This is a genomic window from Buchnera aphidicola str. Ak (Acyrthosiphon kondoi) (genome assembly GCF_000225445.1).
Lineage (GTDB): Bacteria > Pseudomonadota > Gammaproteobacteria > Enterobacterales > Enterobacteriaceae > Buchnera > Buchnera aphidicola_A.
Genome location: NC_017256.1, coordinates 401,437 through 425,179, shown reverse-complemented (window position 1 = coordinate 425,179; position 23,743 = coordinate 401,437). Strand labels below are relative to the sequence as shown.

Below are 23,743 nucleotides of genomic sequence, written 5' to 3'. Positions count from 1 at the left end.
AAATTATAATAGTCTGTGTTGTTTTTAAAATATAGATTCAATGAGAGGTTGTTCCTTTGAGTGACATGGTTAAAAACCTGATCTTCTGGTTAGTTATCACAGTTGTATTAATGTCTATTTTTCAAAACTTCAACACTAATGATATAAATAATCATAGAGTTGATTACTCGACTTTTTTATCAGAAGTAAATCAAGATCAGGTGCGTGAAGCATATATTAACGGACGTGTGATTAGTGTTACTAAAAAAGATAGTAGCAAATATACTACCTATATTCCTATTAATGACCCTAAACTGTTAGATAATCTTTTAACAAAAAGAGTTAAAATTATTGGATCAATGCCTGAAGAACCGAGTCTTCTTGTTTCAATTCTTATATCTTGGTTTCCAATGTTATTACTTATTGGTGTTTGGATTTTTTTTATGCGTCAAATGCAAATGGGTGGTGGAAAAGGCGCAATGTCATTTGGTAAAAGTAAAGCACGTATGCTATCAGAAGATCAAATTCAAACCACTTTTTCAGATGTTGCAGGATGTGATGAAGCAAAAGAAGAAGTTAGTGAATTGGTAGAATATCTTAAAGAACCTGGTCGTTTTCAAAAATTAGGAGGTAAAATTCCTAAGGGTATATTAATGGTTGGTCCACCAGGAACAGGAAAAACATTACTTGCAAAAGCAATTGCTGGAGAGGCTAAAGTCCCCTTTTTTACTATTTCTGGATCTGATTTTGTTGAAATGTTTGTTGGAGTAGGTGCTTCTAGAGTAAGAGATATGTTTGAGCATTCAAGAAAATCTGCACCATGTATAATTTTTATTGACGAAATTGATGCAGTAGGACGTCAAAGAGGTGCAGGATTAGGTGGCGGACATGATGAAAGAGAACAAACACTTAATCAAATGTTAGTAGAAATGGATGGTTTTGACGGAAATGAAGGTATTATTTTAATTGCTGCTACTAATAGACCTGATGTTTTAGACCCTGCTCTCTTACGTCCTGGTCGTTTTGATCGTCAAGTTATTGTAGCACTTCCAGATATTCGTGGACGAGAACAAATTTTACAAGTACATATGAGAAAAGTTCCTTTATCTAAAGATGTAGATCCTATGATTATTGCACGCGGTACACCAGGATTTTCGGGTGCTGATTTAGCTAATTTAGTTAATGAAGCTGCTCTTTTTGCAGCTAGATTAGATAATCGTGTAGTCTCTATGTTAGAATTTGAAAGAGCTAAAGATAAAATGATGATGGGTTCTGAACGAAGATCGATGGTTATGAGTGATTACCAAAAAGAATCTACAGCATATCATGAAGCTGGTCATGTTATTATTGGAAGATTGGTACCTGAACATGATCCTGCGCATAAAGTAACTATTATTCCTAGGGGACGAGCACTGGGGGTTACTATTTTTTTACCTGAATCAGATACTCTCAGTATGAGTCGTCAAAAGTTAGAAAGTCAAATATCTACTTTGTATGGTGGTCGTTTAGCAGAAGAAATTATTTATGGTTCTAAAAATGTTTCCACTGGTGCTTGTAATGATATTAAAATAGCTACAAGTTTAGCGCGAAATATGGTAACTCAATGGGGGTTTTCAGAGAAACTTGGTCCTTTGTTGTACGCTGAAGAAGAAGGAGAAGTGTTTTTAGGACGTTCAGTAGCTAAAGCAAAACATATGTCTGATGAAACAGCTAGAATTATTGACGAAGAAGTCAAACTATTAATTGAAATTAATTATAGCCGAGCTCGAGACATTTTAAATGAAAATATTGATATACTGCATGCTATGAAAGATGCATTAATAAAATATGAGACTATTGATGCATTTCAAATTGATGATTTAATGAAAAGAAAAGAAGTACGAAAACCAAAGGGATGGATTGAGACAGATATAAATAAATAATTTCTTTAATTTAGAAAATAAATGTATTTTTATCTATTTTACAAAAATTTTATTTTAAAAAAATATTAATTTTATAATGCTTAACATTCCTTTATTTAATGTATCTTAAAATAAGATGAAGTGATAAAATTACTATAACTTCATCTTGTTTTTAATAAAAAATCAAATTTATTATCATTTATTGCAAAATATAATTATTTTTAAATAATATAGGAATAAAATTATTATGACTTTTTTGCAATACTTTAGAACAGATGGTATACGTGGAAAAGTAGGAGATAATCCAATTACACCAAATTTTTTATTAAAATTAGGATGGTCTATTGGGACAGTTTTAGGAAAGAATAAAACAAAAAAAATTATTATTGGGAGAGATACACGTATTTCTGGATCTATGTTACAGTCTGCTTTAGAATTTGGTATTTTATCTACAGGAGTATCTACTTTATTAGCTAATTGTATACCAACTTCAGCAATTGCATATTTTACTAAATCTTTAAATGCTTCTGCAGGAATTGTTGTTTCAGGTTCTCATAATCTTTTTTATGACAATGGAATAAAAATTTTTTATAAAAATGGAAGCAAATTAACTAAAAAAATAGAATTTTCCATTGAACAACAAACTAATCATATTTTTTCTTATTCAAACTATATGAATTTTGGTCGTTCTAGTAATATTATAGATCCAGAAAGTCAATATATTAATTTTTGTAAAAATACTATCCCTAAAAATATAGATTTATCAAAACTTACTATTATTTTAGATTGTGCTAATGGTTCGACTTTTAATATAGCTCCTAAAATTTTTCAAGATTTAGGTGCAAAAGTAATTGCAGTATCTATTAATCCTAATGGAGTAAATATAAATGAAAATTCAGGATCTACTGATATTCTAAAATTAAAAAAAATGGTTTTATTAGAAAAAGCTGATGTTGGTCTAGCATTTGATGGCGATGGAGATCGTGTTATTATGGTAGATCATTTAGGAAATAAAGTAGATGGAGATCAGATTATTTATATTATTGCAAAAGAATATTTAAAAGAAAAAAAATTAAAAGGTGGTGTTGTAGGTACTGAAATGACTAATATGGGTGTGATTTTAGGTTTAAAAAAACTTGGCATTCCTTTTTATGCTGCGGATGTAGGAGATCGTAATGTATGTAAAAAAATCAAAGAAAATCAATGGATGTTAGGAGCTGAAAAATCAGGTCATATTATTTTATTAGATAAGCATTCTACTGGTGATGGAATTATAGCAAGTTTGCAAGTTTTATTAATTATGATTAATAATAATATGACTTTATATAATTTATCAAATCAAATAACATTGTTTCCTCAAGTCTTACTTAATGTTTTTTTAAAAGAGTATAATAATTCAGAACAAGATCTAAAAATAAAAAATATTATTTCTCAATATCAAGATTTTTTAGATAAAAATAGTCGTATTTTAATTCGTAAATCTGGTACAGAAAAATGTTTAAGAATCATGGTTGAAGGTAAAAATTATATAAAAGTTTATAAATTAGCTCATGATATTAGAGAAACTATTAAATCACTTTAATTTATATATTTCACAAATGTGATAGTTATGATAAGTTTTTAAAAACTGAATTTTATTTATTTGAATTATTAAATAGTAATGATATATAGAATATTGCTAACATATTTTTAAATCAAATAGATAATTTATATGTAAAAGTTTATATATAAATTATTTATAAAAAATAAAACTTTTTAATATTTTAATAATTTAGATTATATCTAGCCATAAATCGAACGTATTATGAATAGTAATATTTTATAAAAAAGGAAATAATATTTTATGTATTTTTTTTTTCTATGTTTTTTTATTTTTGTTTCTTTTTCTTTAGTTGTTTTGATCTTATTACAGCCAGGCAAGGGACTAAATAATACAGTTCATTTAAATACAAACAATAATATTAAATTTTTTAATGGACCTGGAACGAATAGTTTTATTACAAACATTATTAGAATTTTTTCTTGTTTTTTTTTAGTAATAAGCGTTATTTTATGTAATATTAATAATAGAAAAGTTGATTCAGATATTTTTTGGGAAGATAACAATAAAAAAATTATAACACAAACACATGCTTCAGATAAAAAAATATTAAATTCTGATATACCAGATTAATTATCGTATTTTTATTATAAATGTATATATAGTTATAGTAAATTTTTGCCGAGATGGTGAAATTGGTAGACACGCTATCTTGAGGGGATAGTGCCGAATAGGCGTATGGGTTCAAGTCCCATTCTCGGTATTACAGTATTACTAAATAGTATTTTAAAACGAATTTTATTCATTTTGAAATTAATAATATATTAAAGTATTGAAGATACAAAAAATTGTTAATAATAACTTTATACATAGGGTGATAGCACCTGAAACCCCGAATTTTCGGGGTTTTTTATTAGAATATTTATTTTAAATTATATAGCTTAATCGATCTTTAAATATTAAGTCATAATTAATTATATAAACTCTTGATTAATAAAGATTAGTGTATTAATTATCTAATTTCATAATTAAATTTTTTTGTAATTAATACATGTAAAATAAGTTGTAATGACTTATTTTAAAAATTTTTATTTTGAGGTTCTCCAAGATGAATAAAGAAATCTTAGCTGTTGTTGAGGCTGTTTCTAATGAAAAATCTCTCCCCCGCGAAAAAATTTTTGAAGCTTTAGAAATTGCGTTAGCAACAGCAACTAAGAAGAAGTATGAACAAGAAATTGATATAAGAGTAAGTATCAATAGAAAAACTGGTATTTTTACTACTTTTCGACGCTGGATGGTGGTAGAAATAGTAACTCAACCCACTAGAGAAATTACTTTAGAAGCAGCATGTTTTGAAAGTGAAAAAGTTTATCTTAACGATTATATAGAAGAAAAAATTAAATCTGTTAATTTTGACAGAATAACAACACAAACTGCTAAACAAGTGATTGTTCAGAAAGTACGTGAAGCAGAACGTGCTATGTTAGTTGAACAATTTCGTAAATATATTGGTCAAATAATTACTGGTATAGTGAAAAAAATTAATCGAGATAATATAATGCTAGATTTGGGCAATAATGCTGAAGCATTAATTTTACGTGAAGGTATGCTGCCCAGAGAAAACTTTCGTCCTGGTGATCGTATTCGTGGTATTTTATATGGGGTGTATCCAGAAGCTCGTGGTGCTCAATTGTTTATCAGCCGTTCAAAAACTGAAATGCTTATTGAATTATTTCGAATAGAGGTGCCTGAGATTGGAGAAGAAATTATTGAAATAAAAGCTGCAGCACGTGATCCAGGTTCTCGAGCTAAAATTGCAGTAAAGACTAATGATAAACGCATTGATCCTGTAGGAGCTTGTGTGGGTATGAGAGGTGCTCGGGTACAAGCAGTATCAAGTGAATTGTGTGGAGAACGTATTGATATTATTTTATGGGATGACAATCCTGCTCAATTTGTTATAAATGCTATGGCGCCGGCTGATGTAGCTTCTATTGTAGTAGATGAAGACCGTCATACCATGGATATAGCAGTTGATATAAATAATTTAGCACAAGCTATTGGTCGAAATGGTCAAAATGTTCGTTTAGCATCTCAAATAAGCGGTTGGGAATTGAATGTAATGACTATAGAAGATCTTCGTTCTAAACATCAAGAAGAAGCCCATGCTGCTTTTAATACTTTTAAAAAAAATTTAAACGTAAATGAAAAGATTATTAAAATTTTAGTAAAAGAAGGTTTTTCTTCTCTCGAAGAATTAGCTTATATACCATTTAATGAATTGTTAGCAATTAATAATTTAACTGAAGATGAAGCTAAATTAGTACGAGAAGGTGCAAAAAGAAAATTACTATTAATAGAATCAGATAAAAAAAGCAGTTTAATTAAAGAAAGAAAAACAACAGAAGATTTATTAAAAATTAATGGTATGAATAGACTTCTAGCTTTACAATTAGCTGAAAAAAATATATTTACTTTAGAAGAATTAGCTGATCAAGGAATAGATGATTTAACTGATATTAAAAACTTAAATTCTGAACAAGCAGGTTTATTGATTATGACTGCTCGTAATATCTGTTGGTTTGGTAGTAAAGTCTGATAATAGGAAAAATAGTATGCCAGATATAAATTTAAAATTTTTATCTAATGAAATAAAAATATCAATTGATGAATTAATAAAAACATTATCTGATATTGGTATAAAAAAAAATAAAGATAGTTATATTAATATAATTGAAAAAAATATGTTGTTAAAACAGTTAGAATCTAAAAAAAAATATCCTTTAGATACTTTAATTTTGCAAAGAAAGGTACGCAGTACTTTAAGTATTTCAACTATTGGGGGAAAAAATAAATCTATACAAGTTGAAGTTAGAAAAAAAAGAACTTATTTAAAAACGAATAAAATTGAAAATGAAGTTTTATTAAACACTACAAGAACAGTTACACCTAATACAAAAAAAACATTATCTTTAAAAAATAAAGATAAAAAAAATTTTAAAAAAACGATAATAATTAATGACATAGAAAAAAAACATATAAAAAATTTTGAAAAATCAGGATCAGAAAAAAATAATCTTAAATCTTTAAACTTAAAAAAATTAAATAAACTAAAAACTTTAAATAAAGATGAAAAAAATAAAAAACTTAAGAAACATATAGAATCTAACTCTTTTGATTTAAAAGATAAAAAAAGAACTAAAGAAAACACAGAAAATTGGCTGTCTTATAAAGAAGAAAAGAAAGATTATCATTTAACTACATTTTTACACGCTCGTCAGGCTGAAGATGATAATGATAGAGAAGTAGAGACAGATAAAAGAAATCATGGTCGAGTTTTAAATAATTATCGTCAAAAGAAAAATAATAAAAACTACTATAATGGAAAACATCATAAAGAAGAAATGCGTATTTCTAATCGTAATAAGAAAAATGGAAAACACAAAAATAAACCTATTTTATTACAACAAGTTTTTCAAAAACCCGAGTCTATTATCAATAGAGATGTTATTATTAGTAATACAATTTCTGTATCTGATTTAGCAAACAAAATGGCTATTAAAAGTTCCGAAGTTATTAAAAATATGATGAATATGGGAATTATAGGAACAATCAATCATGTTCTTGATCAAGATACAGCTCAATTAATTGCAGAAGAAATGGGTCATAAAGTTATTATACATCGAGAAAATGCATTAGAAGAAATGATTATGAAAGATCGTGATATAGGAAATGATATCGCTATCGTTAGAGCCCCAATAGTGACTATTATGGGACATGTTGATCATGGAAAAACATCATTGTTAGATTACATTCGTTCGACAAAAGTAGCTTTTTGTGAAGCTGGTGGAATTACACAAAACATTGGTGCTTATCACGTAAAAACTGATTTAGGTTCCATTACTTTTTTAGACACACCTGGACATTCAGCTTTTACTGCAATGAGGTCTCGTGGAGTTCAAGTAACTGATATTGTTATTTTAGTTGTAGCAGCAGATGATGGAGTTATGCCACAAACAATTGAAGCTATTCAGCACGCAAAAGAAGCTAATGTTCCAGTAATAGTAGCAATTAATAAAATTGATAAAATAGATTCTGATGTTGATAAGGTAAAAAATGATTTAATGAAATATAACATTCTTTCAGAAGAATGGGGTGGCGAGAATATATTTGTATCTGTTTCCGCAAAAACAGGAAAAGGTGTCAGCAAATTATTGAATGCAATTTTACTACAAGCAGAAATGTTAGAATTAAAAGCAGTTCCTACTGGTATGGCAGAGGGCATTGTTATAGAATCTTTTCTTGATAAGGGACGAGGACCAATAGCTACTGTATTAGTAAAAAAAGGCAAACTAAATAAGGGAGATATAATATTATGTGGGTTCGAATATGGTCGTATTAAAGCTTTGCGTGATGCAAGCGGACAAGAAGTTTCAAGTGCAGAGCCATCTGTTCCAGTAGAAATTTTAGGACTGTCCAAAGTTCCTTTTTCAGGTGATGTAGTCACTGTAGTTCGTGATGAAAAAAAGGCAAGAGAAGTAGCATCTTATAGAAAAGAAAAATCACGTGAAATAAAATTATCTAATCAGAATAGAACAAATTTAGAAAATATGTTTGATAATATAAATAAAGATAATATTTCTGAATTAAAAATTATTCTTAAATCTGATATACAAGGTTCTTTAGAAGCTATTTCTGGAGCCTTATTTAAATTATCTACTAACGAGGTAAAAATAAAAATAATAGGATCAGGTATCGGAGGTATTACAGAAACAGATGCTTCTTTAGCGGTAGCTTCAAACGCTATTATTTTAGGATTTAATGTTCGTGCAGATTCTTCTGCTAAAAAAATAATTAATTCAGAACATGTAGATCTTCGATATTATTCCGTGATTTATGATTTACTTGATGAAGTCAAATCAGCTATGACAGGTCTTTTATCACCTGAATATAAAGAAAATATTATTGGCTTAGCTGAAGTAAGAAATATATTTAAATCTCCTAAATTCGGTCTGATTGCTGGTTGTATGATTGTAGAAGGAATAATTAAACGCAGCAATCCTATTCATATACTCAGAGATAATATAGTGATATATGAAGGTGAATTAGAGTCACTACGTCGTTTTAAAGAAGATGTAAATGAAATACGTAATGGATTAGAATGTGGTATTGGTATAAAAAATTATAATGATATACGTATTGGAGATATTATAGAGGTTTTTGAAGTTAAAGAAATTAAGAGAATATTATAAAATATAAAATATATTTTTATAAAATATTTAATTTGGTAATATAATTATGGAAAAATTATTTAATCGGTCTATTCGTATTGCTCAAGAATTACAAAAAAAAATAGCTGTAATTATACAGTATAGACTCAAAGATCCACGTATTAAAAAAATAATAACAGTTTCTGAGGTGCAAGTTTCCAAAGATTTATCTCATGCTCAAGTATTTGTCAGTTTTTTAGAAAGTGAAAATCAATTAAATATAAAAAAAGATTTAATTATTTTAAATAAATCTGCTAGTTATATTCGTAAATTATTATGTAAAATAATGAGGTTGCGAATTATTCCTAATATTATTTTTTATCATGATGATTCTTTTTTCAAAGGTAATAAAATTTCTTTTATTTTAGAAGGTTTATCAAAAAAATAATGGGATACATTTTTTATTAATAAAATAAAGGAAAAAATAGATGTTTTTTTACAAAAAACGCAATATTCATGGACTGCTTTTATTAGACAAGCCGCAAGGTATATCTTCCAATAATGCTTTACAGAAAGTTAAAATTATTTTTAATGCAAAAAAAGCAGGCTATGTTGGTACTCTAGATCCGTTAGCAACAGGCATATTGCCGATTTGTTTTGGAGAATGTACAAAATTTTCTCATTATTTAACAGAATCTAATAAACGATATCATGTTATTGCTAAATTGGGTGAAAAGACATCTACATCTGATTCTGATGGAATCATTATAAAAAAACGTCCTATTTTATTTACTTCTTATAAACTTGATTTGTCTATAAAGGAATTGACTGGTTCAATTGAACAAATTCCTTCAATGTATTCTGCAATTAAATACAACGGTATACCCTTGTATAAATATGCACGCCAAGGATTTAACGTTACACGCAGTACAAGAAAAGTAATAATATATGATATATATTCTATTCATCAAGAAAAAAATTTAATTGAATTTAAAATACTCTGTTCCAAGGGAACATATATTCGCACACTTATTGACGATTTAGGAGAAAAATTAGGCTGTGGAGCTCATGTTATTTTCTTACGACGTTTACAAGTAGCCTCATATTTTTGTGATCAATTAGTAAAAATTTCTGATTTATATAAATTATTAAGTATGAAAAATATTCATAATATTAATTTTTTTAAAAATATTGATAATTTATTAATGCCCATAGATAGTCCTGTATCTTTTTTGCCTAAGGTATATCTTTCTCCTGAAAAATCATATAATTTTCAATTAGGACAAAGAGTGAATTTTCATTCTAATATAAAAAATAATTTAGTACGTGTAATAGAAAAAGAAAATGATAAATTTATTGGATTAGGAAAAATTAGTGCAGAAAAAATATTAATTCCATATCGATTAGTTTCTAGATTTACTAATTAAGTTATTCACTATTAAATTTAAGATTAGCATGATATTATTTTAAAAAAACTTAATTAAGTTAGGACTAATGTAATATAGTTTTAAATATATGGAGTATAATTATATGTCTTTATCTCTAACAGATACAAAAAAAATCATTTTAAAGTATGGTAAATCTGAAAAAAATAGTGGAATAACAGAAGTACAAGTTGTATTGTTGACGAATCAAATCAATCATCTTCAAACACATTTTTCTCAACATAAAAAAGATCATTGTAGTCGTAGAGGTCTGTTGAATATGGTATCAAAACGTCGCAAATTATTAGATTATTTAAAGAAAAAAAATATATCTCGTTATACTTTTTTAATTGAAGATCTCCATTTAAGACGATAAATAGTTTTTATAAAAATTATATAATTAAACATTTTATATTCATATAAAATAAAAAATATATTTTTCCAAAGGGCTTTTTTAGCCCTTTTTTTACAATTTTATTTAAATATTTATTTTTTATTAACTAAAAATTTCAAAAATGCAATTTATTTTTATTAAAAAATTAGTTACATGTTAAGGATATTATTTTGCTGAATCCAATTGTACGTAAATTTCAATATGGGCAACATACAATCACTTTAGAAACGGGTGTAATGGCTCGACAGGCTACGGCTGCTATTATGGCTAGTATGGATGATACTGCTGTCTTTGTAACTGTTGTTGGACAAAAAAAAATACATGGAGGACAGAAATTCTTTCCACTTACTATTAATTATCAAGAACGAACATATGCAGCAGGTCGTATACCTGGTGGTTTTTTTAGAAGAGAAGGTCGGCCAAGTGAAAATGAAATATTAACAGCTCGATTAATCGATAGACCTATTCGACCATTATTTCCAAAAAATTTTCTTAATGAAATTCAAATAATTGCTACAGTCGTATCAGTTAATCCACAGATTAATCCTGATATAATTTCTATTATAGGTGCATCTGCTGCACTTAGTTTATCAGGAATTCCATTTTATGGTCCAGTAGGTGCTGCTAGAGTGGGTTATATTAACAATCAATATATGTTAAATCCCATTAGTGATGACATGAAAAATAGTTCTTTAGATCTCGTAGTTTCAGGAACACAAAATGCTATTCTTATGGTAGAAGCAGAGTCTAAAATACTAAGTGAAGAACAAATTCTTGGAGCTATAATATTTGGTCATCAACAACAACAAGTAGTAATTAACAATATTCGTTCTTTATCAAATGAAGCCAGTAAGTTACCTTGGGTAATATCTTATCCAGAAACAAATAAAACATTGGAATCAAAAATAATTAATTTGTCTGAAAAAGATATAAGTAACGCTTATTTTATTTTTAATAAACAGGAGAGAATTGAAAAATTAAATAATATTAAAGAAAACATTATCAAATTATTTTTAGAAGAAAATTCAAATATAGATATATTAGAAATAGAAGATATTTTTCAAGCGATTGAAAAAAAAATTGTGCGTGAACGTATATTAAGCCATCAAATACGTATTGATGGACGTGAAAAAGATATGATTCGTGCTTTAGATATTCGCACTGGTATTTTACCTCGAACACATGGTTCTGCTTTGTTTACCCGAGGCGAAACTCAGTCTTTAGTTTCTGTAACATTAGGAACATCTCGAGATGCACAAAACTTAGATGAATTGTTAGGAGATAGAATAGACAATTTTTTATTTCATTATAATTTTCCACCTTATTCTGTTGGGGAAATAGGAATGGTTGGATCACCGAAAAGACGAGAAATAGGTCATGGTCGTCTTGCTAAAAGAAGTCTTTTAGCAGTAATGCCTACATTAGATAATTTTCCTTATACTATTCGAGTAGTATCTGAAATTACTGAATCTAATGGTTCTTCTTCTATGGCTTCTGTTTGTGGTGCTTCTTTAGCCTTAATGGATGCCGGAGTACCTATTAAATCTGCTGTTGCTGGAATAGCAATGGGTTTGGTTAAAGAAGGAAATAAATACGTCTTGCTTTCAGATATTTTAGGTGATGAAGATCATTTAGGCGATATGGATTTTAAAGTTTCTGGTACAGAAGAAGGAATTACAGCTTTGCAGATGGATATGAAAATAGAAGGTATTACCAATGAAATTATACATGCAGCTTTAAATGAGGCAAGATTAGCTAGATTGCATATTTTAAATGTAATGAACCAAGCATTAAATAAATCTAGAAGCGAAATTTCTGAATTTGCGCCTCGTATTCATACCATAAAAATAAATCCTGAAAAAATTAAAGATGTTATAGGTAAAGGAGGTTCTGTTATTCGTATGCTAACTGAAGAAACTGGAACTATAATTGAAATTGAAGATGATGGAACAGTAAAAATATCATCTACTATTGAAGAAAAAGCAAAGAATGCCATTCGTAGAATTGAAGAAATTACAGCCGAAATTGAAGTAGGTCGTATTTATTCTGGAAAAGTTACTCGTATTGTCGATTTTGGTGCTTTTGTCTCAATTGGTTTAGGTAAAGAAGGCTTAGTGCATATTTCGCAAATTTCTGATAAAAGAGTAGATAAAGTATCTAATCATTTAAAAATTGATCAAATGATATCTGTAAAAGTCTTGGAAATAGATCGTCAAGGTCGTTTAAGATTAAGTATTAAAGAAATAGAAAGTTCTATTATTTCTAATAAATCAATAAACAATACCATTATCTGATATAATTATTTTAGTTTAATATTATTTATATTTTTTAAATAAAATATAGATTTATATCTTTTCAAATAGTACCATATAAATAAAAATAGTATAAAACTTAATTCATTTTATTTTGATATAATGATTATATAATTACAGATATATAATTTTTTAAAAAATAAACTTCAATAAGTTGCTAATGTTGTTTTTTTGATATTTAAAAAATCATTGGCAATAACTAATAAATATTATTATTGATTCTTAAAAAATTCAATGATTCTATTTTTTAGATCATTTAATTTGAGCCGGTTCACACTTTTCAATGAGAATAAATACATATTTTCATAATGAGCTATGTAGACTGGCCGTTGTAACTTAAAAGGCATATCTACTGCATGACTCATATTGAAAGCACATTTTCTTTTCTTGGTTTAAATCCTTTTATTATTCAATCTTTAAATGAAATGGGATATGTTAAACCTTCTCCTATTCAAGCATCTTGTATTCCCTTACTTTTAGAAGGACGTGATGTATTAGGAATGGCACAAACTGGGAGTGGTAAAACAGCTGCTTTTTCTTTACCACTATTACATAATCTTAACATTAATTTGAAAGCTCCTCAAATATTGGTATTAGCTCCTACAAGAGAATTAGCGGTTCAAGTAGCTGAAGCGTTTTCAGATTTTTCTAAATATATGATTGGAATACATGTATTACCCTTATATGGCGGTCAAAGATATGAACTTCAATTGCGTGCATTGCGACAAGGACCTCAAATTGTTGTAGGAACTCCAGGTCGGTTATTAGATCATCTAAAAAGAGGGACACTTAATCTATCCAATTTACATGGATTAGTTTTAGATGAAGCAGATGAAATGTTACGAATGGGATTTATAGAAGATGTCGAAACAATCATGGCACAAATTCCTAAAGAACATCAAACTGCATTGTTTTCAGCTACAATGCCAGAAGCAATTCGTCGTATTTCTAAACGATTCATGAAAAATCCACAAGAGATAAAAATACAGTCTAATATAACGACACGTCCAGATATTAAACAAAGTTATTGGATGGTTTATGGTCGGAAAACTGATGCATTAATTCGTTTTTTAGAAGTGGAAGATTTTTCTGCGACAATTATTTTTGTTAGAACTAAAAATGCAACTTTAGAAGTTTCTGAAGCATTAGAGCGTAATGGATATAATAGCGCAGCATTAAATGGAGATATGAATCAAGCATTACGAGAACAAACTTTAGAAAGATTAAAAAATGGTAGATTAGATATTTTAATTGCTACAGATGTTGCAGCACGTGGTTTAGATGTTGATCGTATTAGTTTCGTTATTAATTATGATATTCCTATGGATTCAGAATCTTATGTTCATCGTATAGGTCGAACAGGTCGGGCAGGTCGGGCAGGTCGGGCATTATTATTTGTTGAAAATCGTGAACGTCGTTTATTACGAAATATAGAGCGTACTATCAAACAGTCTATTCCAGAAGTTCAATTGCCTAAAATAGAATTATTATGTCAAAGACGTCTTGAACAATTCGCAAAAAAAGTACAACAACAGTTAGAAAGTCGAGATTTAGATGAATATAGTGCTTTATTAGATAAATTATATTCTACAGATGATTTAGATATAAAAACTTTAGCAGCTGCTCTATTAAAAATGGCTCAAGGTGAACGCTCTTTAATTATTAAACCAGATTTAATAAAACATCAACCTCGAGATTTATCATTTAAAGATAATCGTCGACGTGAAGATATTCGAAATATCCGGACACGTCGTGAACGTCGTGATAACAAAGATATTGATTTATATCGTATTGAGGTGGGTCGTAATGATGGAGTTGAAGTGCGTCATATAGTTGGAGCAATTGCTAACGAAGGAAATATGCATAGTCGTAATATCGGTAATATTAAACTTTTTTCTTCTTATTCTACAATTGAATTACCTAAAGGAATATCTAAAGATTTATTACAAAGCTTTATTCGTACTAGAATTTTAAATAAACCAATTAATATGAAATTATTAAGAGATTCAAGAAATTATGAGACTAAGACATTGAATCGATCTACGTTTAATAGAGATAAAAATAGCAATCGTCGTATTTCTGAAAATAGTTTAAATAAATCGCATACGTCTAAAAAAAATGAACTTAAACCGTCTTTTTCCCGTCGTAGAAATGTTTAATTTTTAGTTTTTATGCCGCTTTGCGGCATATTAAATATATTTTATTTAGCACAAATACTTTAATAGCTTAATTTGCTTTATCATATCATTTTTTAAATGCTATTGCTTCAATTTCTATTTTTACATTTTTAGGTAGTGCCTGAACTTCAACACAGGATCTAGTTGGGAACTCTGATTTATTATCTATAAAAAATTTTGTATAAATTTCATTGATAATATTAATTTTTTTTAGATTAGTAGTAAAAATTGTAGTTTTAATGATATTTGATACTTGAAATTTAGCATGAATTAAAATTGACTTTATATTTTTTAATACAAGATATGTTTGTTCAGCAATATTTTCTGGTATATGATTAGACATGACATCAATAGGTATTTGTCCTGACAATATAATAAAGTTATTGATTTCAATAGCTTGTGAATAAGGTCCGATAGGTTTTGGTGCTTCTTTAGTATTTATTATGTAATTCATAGAATATCGCTTATATTTTTAATAGCTTAATGTATATTACCAAAATTATTGGCATGATAAAACTGTATTTTTAGAAAATTCTTTTTCACAATATTTACATTTCAAGTTCATATTAAAAAATTGATCTTGTTTAAAAATAAAACTAGAAGTTACAAGATTATGATTGCTAACACAACTATTATTCGGACAGATTAAAATTCTATCGATTTTTTCAGGTAAATTTGGAAAAACTTTTCCTACTAGATTATATTCATCAATATAATTTACGGTAGCATGAGGTGCGTAAATTGCTAATTGATTAATTTGATCATCACTTAAAAAAGTATTTTCAATTTTTATAATATCTTTTTTTCCTAATTTTTTAGAAGGTAAATTTAAACCTATAGTAATACGTTTTTCTGTTTCAGTAAATCTAAATAGAGATAATAATTTAAAACCAATATGTGCAGGAATATGATCAATGACACTACCTGATTTAATGGCTTCTACTTGAAGTTTGTTTATTTCCATATTTTTATATAGTGTGTTTTTCTATTAATACTAAAGATAAGATTGCCTGACGTGCATAGATTCCGTTTGCTGCTTGTTTAAAATACCAGGCATAAGGTGTATAGTCAACATCTCGATCTATTTCATCTATACGAGGAAGAGGATGTAGTATTTTAAGATTACTACGTGCATGTTTTAAAATTTTAGCATGTAATACAAGCTTTGATTTTGCATTTGCATATTCAGTAGAATCTAATCTTTCTTTTTGAATACGAGTCATATAAAGAATATCTATTTCAGAAATTATTTCTTCAATATTTTTATGTCTGTTCCAGGAGATTTCTTTTTTATCAAGCATGTTATTAATATAATTTGGCATTTTTAAAGCATCAGGTGAAATAAAATAAAATTTATTATTTTTAAATTTAGCCAATGCTTGTGTTAACGAATGTACTGTTCTTCCATATTTAAGATCTCCGACTATAGCTATATTTAAATGAGTAAGTCTGTCTTGAGTTTCTTGTATAGTGAATAAATCTAAAAGCGTCTGTGTAGGATGTTGATTTGCTCCATCTCCAGCGTTGAATATTGGTATTTTATTAGAAAATTCTACTGCTAAACGCGCAGATCCTTCTTGAGGATGTCGGATAATAATTGCATCTACATAAGAACTGATTACTGAAATAGTATCTGCTAAAGTTTCTCCTTTTTTTTCTAAAGAAATATTATTTCCATCAGAAAATCCTACTATAGAAGCTCCTAATCGATAAATAGCAGTTTCAAATGATAAGCGAGTGCGAGTTGATGCTTCGAAGAAACAACTAGCAATAACTTTATTTTTTAACAAATCAGGTTGTGGTTTTTTTTTAAGCATTGCAGATTTATTTAAAACTAATTCTAATTCGTTACGTCGAAGATCATTAATTGAAATAATGTTTTTTTGATATAGAGAATTTCTCAAATTTTATTTTCCTTGATTTTTGCAGAAAAGATAATATGAAATGCTTTTCAACAGTATAAAGAAACTAAAAAATCTTGAGTTTTTTTATAAATAGCTATGTTATGTATTACAATCATTTTTAAAATGTAATTTTATTTAATAAACTAGATATAAGAATAGCTTTTATAGTATGCAATCGATTTTCTGCTTGTTCAAAAATAACTTCTTGGTATTTTTGAAAAATATCATCTGTTATTTCCATACCATTTTTAAAATTATATTTTTTTAATATAGATTTGCCCATATAGGTTTTTTGATCATGTAGAGCTGGTAGACAATGTAACACTTTTACTTTTGGATTATGAGTCATTTCTAACATAGAACTATTTACTTGATAAGACCTTAATAACTTAATCCTTTTTTCCCATGCTTCTTGGGGTTCTCCCATAGACACCCAGACATCAGTATAGATAAAATCTACATTCTTTACTCCCTTATGAATATTTTCAGTACATGTTATACTTCCTTTTTTCTGTTTTATTTGTTCCTGACAAAAATGAAATAGATCTTTTTCTGGCCAACACTCTTTAGGAGCAACTAAACGTAAATCTAATCCAACTAGTAATGCAGCTTCTAATAAACTATTTCCCATGTTATTATGTGCATCACCAACATAAGCACATTTAATTTGATGAAATTTTTTTTCTGGAAAAATTTCTTTTATAGTAAGAAGATCAGCAAGTAGCTGTGTAGGATGAAATTTTTCAGTTAAACCATTCCATACTGGCACTTTTGAATGTTTAGCTAATATTTCTATTGTGCTATGATTATGCCCTCGATATTGAATACCATCATATAAACGTCCGAGTATTTTTGCAGTATCTTCAATAGACTCTTTTGTTCCAAGATGTGTGCTACCAGGTCCAAGATATGTAACATTAGCTCCTTGATCAAATGCAGCGACTTCAAAAGCGCATCTTGTCCGAGTCGATTCTTTTTCAAAAATTAAAGCGATATTTTTTTTCTTAAGAAGAGCGATTTCTTTTTTATTTTTCTTATTTTTTTTTAATTTTTGCGCTAATATAATGATATTTTTTAATTCTAAATAAGTAAAATCTAATAGTCTTAAAAAATCACGTTGATAAAGATTATTCATATTAAAGTCTCATTGTAAGATAAAATATATTTTTAATTAGTAGAAATTGAAGAAAAAGTGTTTATATAGTATATAATATTTTATATTATATTTAAAAATATCATAATTATTTATTAACTAAATATTATACTTTTAATAATCTTTTTTCTAATATATAGAAATACGAATAAAAAACAACGTTATTATATTTATATCAACATAATAATATCAATTATCATTTATTAAATTAATTAATTCTATTTAAAATAGAGAATATATCATGGATTTTTTTATAAAAAATTGTATTTTAGATCAAGAAAAAACTGATTGTATAGTAGTTTCTATTTTTGATCTATGTGAACTTTCTGATTCTGCTGTTTATTTAGATAAATGTAGTAATGGTTATATAACTTCTTTAATAAAATTAGGTGATATTCAGGGAAAAATAGGAGAAACACTTATGTTGTATAAAATCCCTGAAATCTCTTCAAAAAGAATATTACTAGTAGGTTGTGGAAAAAAGAATGAAATAAATAAATCAAATTTTAAAGAAATCTTAAAAAACACTACAAAAATATTAAAAAAACTTTCTATAAAAAATGTTATTTATGCTTTTTCTGAAGTAAACATTAATAATATATATTGGATAGTGAGATTAATGGTTCTTTCTATAAAAGAATCTTTATACGAAATTATTAAGATAAATAATTTAAATACAAAAAACATAAAAAATGTAAAGATAGATTCTATTATATTAAATATTTCAAAAAAAAATGATTTATTTATAGCAAAAACATCTTTAAAACATGCATTAGCAATTGATTATGGAATCACATCTTCAAAGAATTTAAGTAATTTACCACCTAATGTTTGCAATCCTCTATATTTATCTTATCAGGCTCAAAAACTTGCTAAGAAATATAAAGATAATATTGTAGTAGAAGTAATTGATATGAAAAAAATGAAAGAATTAGGAATGAATGCCTATATAGCAGTTGGAGACGGAGCAAAAAATAAACCATTCATGTCTGTAATAAAATATTCTGGAAATAATGTTCTTCATAATAAAACAATCGCTTTTGTAGGAAAAGGTTTGACTTTTGATTCTGGAGGGATATCTATCAAACCCGCATGTCGTATGCATGAAATGAAGTATGATATGTGTGGTGCTGCAGCAGTATATGGTATTTTAATTATGGCTGCCGAATTACAGTTACCTTTAACAATAATTGGAATTTTATCTGGTTGCGAAAATATGCTAGGCAGTAATTCTTTTAGACCTGGAGATGTTTTGACTACAATGTCAGGTCAAACAGTCGAAATATTAAATACTGATGCTGAAGGTCGTTTAGTTTTATGTGATTCACTAACATATTTAGAACGTTTTTCTCCAAACATAGTAATTGATATTGCTACATTGACTGGAGCTTGTGTCACAGCATTAGGAGAGTCATTCAGTGGTCTTTTTACTAATAATAAAGATCTTGCTAATCAATTGCATCACGCATCACAAGAAACAGATGATAAAATATGGTCTTTACCATTATTATCAGAACATACAAAAGAATTAAGTTCTAATATTGCTGATTTATCTAATATAGGAAAAAGTAAAGCAGGTGCTATAACTGCAGCTTGTTTTCTTTCTAATTTTACAAAAAAGTATAATTGGGCACATTTAGATATTGCTGGAACTGCTTGGAAACATGAAAAAAATGCAGAAGCGACAGGGCGTCCTGTTGAACTATTATGTCAATTTTTATTAAATCAGTCAAATTACATTTATTCTTAAATCTATTAAATCAATATAATTTTATTTTTAATTGAAATACTATCGCTAGAATATGGCAATATCGCCTTTTTATCAAAATACAGTCAAAATATAATGGAAAAAACTTATAATCCTAAAAATATTGAAGAATCTCTATATAGTTTTTGGGAAAAAAATGGGTATTTTAAACCTGATAATTTAAGACAATCAACTTTTTGTATCATGATGCCGCCGCCTAATATTACAGGAAGTTTGCATATGGGACATGCATTTCAACAAACAATCATGGATATATTAATTCGTTACCACAGAATGCAGGGAAAGAATACCTTTTGGCAAGTGGGTACAGATCATGCAGGAATAGCAACACAAATTTTAGTTGAACGACAAATATTTTTAGAAGAAAAAAAAACTAAAAAAGATTATAATCGAGATGATTTTATCAAGAAAATTTGGATATGGAAAAATAAATCTAATAATATTATTACAAAACAAATGCGACGTTTAGGTATATCTGTTGATTGGGAACACGAAAAATTTACTTTAGATCCTGATATTTCTATTGCCGTTAGAGAAGCTTTTATTTTATTTTATAAAAATAATTTAATTTATCAGAAGAAAAGATTAGTACACTGGGATTCAAAATTAGAAACTGTAATTTCAGACTTAGAAGTTGAGCATCGTTTAATCAAGGGGAAAAAATGGTTTATTCGATATCCAATTGTTCAAAATGATGTTTTTATAAAAAATACAATAAAATATTTAACAGTTTCAACAACTAGACCTGAAACTTTATTAGGCGATACAGCTATCGCTATAAATCCTGAAGATCATAATTATAATCAATGTATTGGAAAATTTGTTATGTGTCCTTTAACTAATAGGATAATTCCTATTATCGGGGATAAATACGCAGATTTAGAAAAAGGAACTGGTTGTGTAAAAATAACTCCAGCACATGATTTTAATGATTATAAAGTAGCAATCCGTCATAAATTACCAATGATCAATATTTTTACTTTTGATGGACGAATTAAATCTATTTCTGAAGTTTATGATTATCAAGGTGAAAAATCTGATAAATACAATACATCTATTCCACTCCAATTTCAAAATTTAGATATTTCTTCTGCACGAATTGAAATTGTTAAGGAAATTGAAAGATTAGGATTTTTAGAAAAGTTTGAAGATTGTAATATTCTTGTTCCTTATAATGATAGAAGTGGTGTTATTATTGAACCAATACTTACAAATCAATGGTATTTAAAGACATCAAAATTAGCTAAAGTAGCTCTAAATGCTGTAAAAGATAAAAAAATTAAATTCATACCTGAGCAGTATGAAAGTATGTATTCATCTTGGATGAACAATATCGAAGATTGGTGTATTTCTCGTCAATTATGGTGGGGACACCGTATTCCAGTATGGTATGATAATAAAAAAAATGTCTATGTTGGACACAATGAAAAAGAAATACGTCAAAAATATTCTATATCAGAAAATATATCATTAACACAGGAAAATGATGTTTTAGATACTTGGTTTTCTTCTGGATTATGGACTTTTTCTTCATTAGGATGGCCTAAAAAAACTACATTTCTAAAACTATTTCATCCTACTAATGTTTTAGTAAGCGGTTTTGATATTATTTTTTTTTGGATTGCTAGAATGATTATGTTAACAATGTATTTTGTTAAAGATGTAGATAATAATCCTCAAGTACCTTTTAGAAATATTTATATTACAGGATTAATTCGAGATGAAGATGGACAAAAAATGTCCAAATCTAAAGGAAATGTCATTGATCCTTTAGATATGATAGATGGAATTTCTTTAAGCGATCTGATTAAAAAAAGAACAAAAAATTTATTACAGCCGAATTTATTCAATAAAATTGTTCAACGTACTATTAAACAATTTCCTGAAGGTATTAAATCTACTGGTACAGATGCATTACGATTTACTTTCTCTGCATTAGCATCTAGCACACGCGATATAAAATGGGATATGAATAGATTAAAAGGGTATCGTAATTTTTGTAATAAACTTTGGAATGCTAGTCGGTTTGTTTTGATTAATACAAAAAATCATAATTTTTCAGTATTTGATATAAAAGATAATATGTTATTAATAAATAAATGGATTCTAATAGAATTTAATAATACAGTAAAATTATATCGTGAATCATTAGATGCGTATCGTTTTGATATTGCGGCTAATGTTTTATATGATTTTATTTGGAATGTATTTTGTGATTGGTATTTAGAATTTGTGAAAATAATTATTAAAATAGGTTCTTTTCAAGAAGTATATTGTACTAAAAACGTTTTAGTTTATATTTTAGAACTGCTTTTAAGATTAGCTCATCCTATTATCCCTTTTATTACTGAAATTATTTGGCAGAGTGTAAAAATTATTAAAAATATTAAAGAAAAAACAATTATGTTGCAAGCTTTTCCAAAGTATAAACATCATTTATATGATGAAACAATATTATTCAGTATGAATTGGATAAAAAAAATAATTATATTTTTAAGAAATATTAGAATTCATATGAATATTAGTTCTAAAAAATTATTACCATTATTTTTGTATAATATTACTTCTCAACAAAAACAGATTATTAAAGACAATATTTTTCTGATAAAAAAAATATCTTTTTTAGATAGTATTACAATACTACTGAAAAAATATGATCAAGATTTATGTATAACAGAAATAATAGATGGAGCAGAAATTATAATCCCTATATTAAAATTAGTAGATACAGAAATAGAATTAAAAAGATTAGTAAAAGAAGAAAAAAAAATACAAATTAATATATTGAAAGTTAAAAATAAAATTTCCAACAAAGATTTTTTATATCATGCTCCAAAACATATAGTAAATCAGGAAAAAAATAAATTATTAAAATTAAATGAGATAAATGTAAAATTATCTAAAAAAATAAAAATATTAACAAATATATCTCATAAAAAATGATTTTCATAATATTTTTTTGCGTATATCATACTTAATTCATAATAATTATAGGTGTTTGAAATGTCATTTTTATATAATCGTCTTTCTAAAAAAGAATTAAAAAAACGTATGTTTTCTGAAGTAGAACCTCGTTTAACATTGTCTTTTTATAAGTATTTCACCATTAAAAATACTCAAGAATATCGCGATAAAATTTATAAGAATTTTTATAAATATAATATTTTAGGAAGAATTTATATTGCAACGGAAGGTATCAATGCACAAATTAGCATTCCAAAAAAATATTATTTTTTCATAAAAAAATTTTTATATCATTTAAATTCAGAGTTAAATAATTTACGAATTAATAAATCATTAAATAATGAGAAATCTTTCTGGGTGCTTTCTGTTAAAATTAGAGAAAAAATAGTACAAGATGGAATTACAGAATCTTTTTTTAATCCTAATAATGTAGGAGTGTATATTAAATCAAAAACAGTTAACTTAATGTTAGATAACAAGGAAATAATATTTATTGATATGCGAAATTCTTATGAATATGCTATTGGTCATTTTGAGAATGCAATAGAAATTAAAAGTACAACTTTTCGAGAACAATTAAAGAATATAATACCATTGATGAGCTATGCTAAAAATAAAAAAATCGTCATGTACTGTACTGGTGGTATTCGTTGTGAAAAAGCTACTGCTTGGATGCGTTTTAATGGTTTTAAAAATATATATCATTTAGAAGGTGGTATTATTGGTTATGTACATGATGCTCGAAAAAATGGATTACCAATTCTTTTTAAAGGAAAAAATTTTGTTTTTGATAATCGAATGAGCGAAAAAATTTCAGATGAAATAATATCGTATTGTAAACAATGTGGTCAACTGTCTGATACTTATGTAAATTGTCAGTATAATTTATGTCATCTTCTTTTTATTCAATGTGCAAATTGTTCTGTTAATTTTAAAAACTGTTGTTCTTTAAATTGTATGAAGAAATCTAGTTCTTGTTGTTTGTAAATATATCATTTTTAAAAAGAACAATATTAA

The 23,743-nt window shown here is 27.0% G+C and carries 17 protein-coding genes and 1 tRNA gene; 14 read left to right on the top strand and 4 right to left on the bottom strand.

Annotated features, from left to right (window positions below; translation table 11 throughout):
• Nucleotides 1-65 precede the first annotated feature (65 nt).
• From ftsH to BAKON_RS01895, 11 genes are all read left to right on the top strand, one after another.
• Nucleotides 66-1,901 carry an ATP-dependent zinc metalloprotease FtsH gene (gene ftsH, locus BAKON_RS01945; protein ID WP_014499527.1) on the top strand — a complete coding sequence of 612 codons (1,836 nt, stop codon included), beginning with the start codon at nucleotides 66-68 and terminating at the stop codon, nucleotides 1,899-1,901.
• A gap of 226 nt (nucleotides 1,902-2,127) precedes the next feature.
• Complete coding sequence (gene glmM, locus BAKON_RS01940; RefSeq protein WP_014499526.1) at nucleotides 2,128-3,462, top strand: phosphoglucosamine mutase; 1,335 nt, start codon at nucleotides 2,128-2,130, stop codon at nucleotides 3,460-3,462.
• 261 nt (nucleotides 3,463-3,723) lie between these two features.
• The gene (gene secG, locus BAKON_RS01935; protein ID WP_014499525.1) at nucleotides 3,724-4,053 is read left to right on the top strand and encodes a preprotein translocase subunit SecG; all 330 of its coding nucleotides are present in this window, start codon (nucleotides 3,724-3,726) and stop codon (nucleotides 4,051-4,053) included.
• A 47-nt stretch (nucleotides 4,054-4,100) separates the two neighbouring features.
• Nucleotides 4,101-4,183 (top strand) — tRNA-Leu (locus BAKON_RS01930).
• 345 nt (nucleotides 4,184-4,528) lie between these two features.
• Nucleotides 4,529-6,019 (top strand): transcription termination factor NusA, encoded by a 1,491-nt coding sequence (gene nusA, locus BAKON_RS01925; RefSeq protein WP_014499524.1) that lies wholly within the window; start codon nucleotides 4,529-4,531, stop codon nucleotides 6,017-6,019.
• Between the two features lie 16 nt (nucleotides 6,020-6,035).
• Nucleotides 6,036-8,672: a translation initiation factor IF-2 gene (gene infB, locus BAKON_RS01920; RefSeq protein ID WP_014499523.1), complete on the top strand. Its 2,637-nt coding sequence runs from the start codon at nucleotides 6,036-6,038 to the stop codon at nucleotides 8,670-8,672.
• 46 nt (nucleotides 8,673-8,718) lie between these two features.
• Complete coding sequence (gene rbfA / locus BAKON_RS01915) at nucleotides 8,719-9,078, top strand: 30S ribosome-binding factor RbfA (protein ID WP_014499522.1); 360 nt, start codon at nucleotides 8,719-8,721, stop codon at nucleotides 9,076-9,078.
• A 40-nt stretch (nucleotides 9,079-9,118) separates the two neighbouring features.
• Nucleotides 9,119-10,057, top strand: a complete 939-nt coding sequence (truB, locus tag BAKON_RS01910) for a tRNA pseudouridine(55) synthase TruB (protein WP_014499521.1) — start codon at nucleotides 9,119-9,121, stop codon at nucleotides 10,055-10,057.
• Between the two features lie 103 nt (nucleotides 10,058-10,160).
• Entirely contained in the window at nucleotides 10,161-10,430 is a 270-nt protein-coding gene (gene rpsO, locus BAKON_RS01905; protein ID WP_014499520.1) for a 30S ribosomal protein S15, read from the top strand.
• A 188-nt stretch (nucleotides 10,431-10,618) separates the two neighbouring features.
• Nucleotides 10,619-12,742, top strand: a complete 2,124-nt coding sequence (gene pnp, locus BAKON_RS01900; RefSeq protein WP_014499519.1) for a polyribonucleotide nucleotidyltransferase — start codon at nucleotides 10,619-10,621, stop codon at nucleotides 12,740-12,742.
• A gap of 374 nt (nucleotides 12,743-13,116) precedes the next feature.
• Nucleotides 13,117-14,919, top strand: coding sequence for a DEAD/DEAH family ATP-dependent RNA helicase (locus BAKON_RS01895; protein ID WP_014499518.1), 1,803 nt, complete (start codon nucleotides 13,117-13,119; stop codon nucleotides 14,917-14,919).
• Nucleotides 14,920-15,004: 85 nt separating this feature from the next.
• Here BAKON_RS01895 and BAKON_RS01890 read toward each other — a convergent pair whose 3' ends face one another.
• The 4 genes from BAKON_RS01890 to argF all read right to left on the bottom strand — a co-directional run bounded on the left by BAKON_RS01890 (nucleotide 15,005) and on the right by argF (nucleotide 17,976).
• On the bottom strand, nucleotides 15,005-15,391 hold the full coding sequence (locus BAKON_RS01890) for a Rid family detoxifying hydrolase (RefSeq protein ID WP_014499517.1): 387 nt from the start codon (nucleotides 15,389-15,391) through the stop codon (nucleotides 15,005-15,007).
• A gap of 45 nt (nucleotides 15,392-15,436) precedes the next feature.
• Entirely contained in the window at nucleotides 15,437-15,901 is a 465-nt protein-coding gene (gene pyrI / locus BAKON_RS01885) for an aspartate carbamoyltransferase regulatory subunit (RefSeq protein ID WP_014499516.1), read from the bottom strand.
• Nucleotides 15,902-15,905: 4 nt separating this feature from the next.
• Nucleotides 15,906-16,841, bottom strand: coding sequence for an aspartate carbamoyltransferase (gene pyrB, locus BAKON_RS01880; RefSeq protein ID WP_014499515.1), 936 nt, complete (start codon nucleotides 16,839-16,841; stop codon nucleotides 15,906-15,908).
• A gap of 118 nt (nucleotides 16,842-16,959) precedes the next feature.
• A complete protein-coding gene (argF, locus tag BAKON_RS01875) occupies nucleotides 16,960-17,976 on the bottom strand; it encodes an ornithine carbamoyltransferase (protein ID WP_014499514.1) in 1,017 nt (338 codons plus the stop codon).
• 259 nt (nucleotides 17,977-18,235) lie between these two features.
• On the opposite strand from argF, the gene BAKON_RS01870 reads away from it, so the two are divergent.
• From BAKON_RS01870 to BAKON_RS01860, 3 genes are all read left to right on the top strand, one after another.
• The gene (locus tag BAKON_RS01870) at nucleotides 18,236-19,744 is read left to right on the top strand and encodes a leucyl aminopeptidase (RefSeq protein ID WP_014499513.1); all 1,509 of its coding nucleotides are present in this window, start codon (nucleotides 18,236-18,238) and stop codon (nucleotides 19,742-19,744) included.
• 93 nt (nucleotides 19,745-19,837) lie between these two features.
• A complete protein-coding gene (locus tag BAKON_RS01865) occupies nucleotides 19,838-22,705 on the top strand; it encodes a valine--tRNA ligase (RefSeq protein WP_014499512.1) in 2,868 nt (955 codons plus the stop codon).
• Nucleotides 22,706-22,765: 60 nt separating this feature from the next.
• Nucleotides 22,766-23,713: a rhodanese-related sulfurtransferase gene (locus tag BAKON_RS01860; RefSeq protein ID WP_014499511.1), complete on the top strand. Its 948-nt coding sequence runs from the start codon at nucleotides 22,766-22,768 to the stop codon at nucleotides 23,711-23,713.
• Nucleotides 23,714-23,743 lie beyond the last annotated feature (30 nt).

Excerpts from the sequence above, each read along its gene's own strand:
- BAKON_RS01860 (WP_014499511.1), top strand. The coding sequence starts at position 22,766 with ATGTCATTTTTATATAATCGTCTTTCTAAAAAAGAATTAAAAAAACGT.
- BAKON_RS01890 (WP_014499517.1), bottom strand. The coding sequence starts at position 15,391 with ATGAATTACATAATAAATACTAAAGAAGCACCAAAACCTATCGGACCT.
- BAKON_RS01870 (WP_014499513.1), top strand. The coding sequence starts at position 18,236 with ATGGATTTTTTTATAAAAAATTGTATTTTAGATCAAGAAAAAACTGAT.
- infB (WP_014499523.1), top strand. The coding sequence starts at position 6,036 with ATGCCAGATATAAATTTAAAATTTTTATCTAATGAAATAAAAATATCA.
- BAKON_RS01865 (WP_014499512.1), top strand. The coding sequence starts at position 19,838 with ATGGAAAAAACTTATAATCCTAAAAATATTGAAGAATCTCTATATAGT.
- glmM (WP_014499526.1), top strand. The coding sequence starts at position 2,128 with ATGACTTTTTTGCAATACTTTAGAACAGATGGTATACGTGGAAAAGTA.
- ftsH (WP_014499527.1), top strand. The coding sequence starts at position 66 with ATGGTTAAAAACCTGATCTTCTGGTTAGTTATCACAGTTGTATTAATG.
- argF (WP_014499514.1), bottom strand. The coding sequence starts at position 17,976 with ATGAATAATCTTTATCAACGTGATTTTTTAAGACTATTAGATTTTACT.
- truB (WP_014499521.1), top strand. The coding sequence starts at position 9,119 with ATGTTTTTTTACAAAAAACGCAATATTCATGGACTGCTTTTATTAGAC.
- secG (WP_014499525.1), top strand. The coding sequence starts at position 3,724 with ATGTATTTTTTTTTTCTATGTTTTTTTATTTTTGTTTCTTTTTCTTTA.
- pyrI (WP_014499516.1), bottom strand. The coding sequence starts at position 15,901 with ATGGAAATAAACAAACTTCAAGTAGAAGCCATTAAATCAGGTAGTGTC.
- nusA (WP_014499524.1), top strand. The coding sequence starts at position 4,529 with ATGAATAAAGAAATCTTAGCTGTTGTTGAGGCTGTTTCTAATGAAAAA.
- rbfA (WP_014499522.1), top strand. The coding sequence starts at position 8,719 with ATGGAAAAATTATTTAATCGGTCTATTCGTATTGCTCAAGAATTACAA.
- BAKON_RS01895 (WP_014499518.1), top strand. The coding sequence starts at position 13,117 with ATGACTCATATTGAAAGCACATTTTCTTTTCTTGGTTTAAATCCTTTT.
- rpsO (WP_014499520.1), top strand. The coding sequence starts at position 10,161 with ATGTCTTTATCTCTAACAGATACAAAAAAAATCATTTTAAAGTATGGT.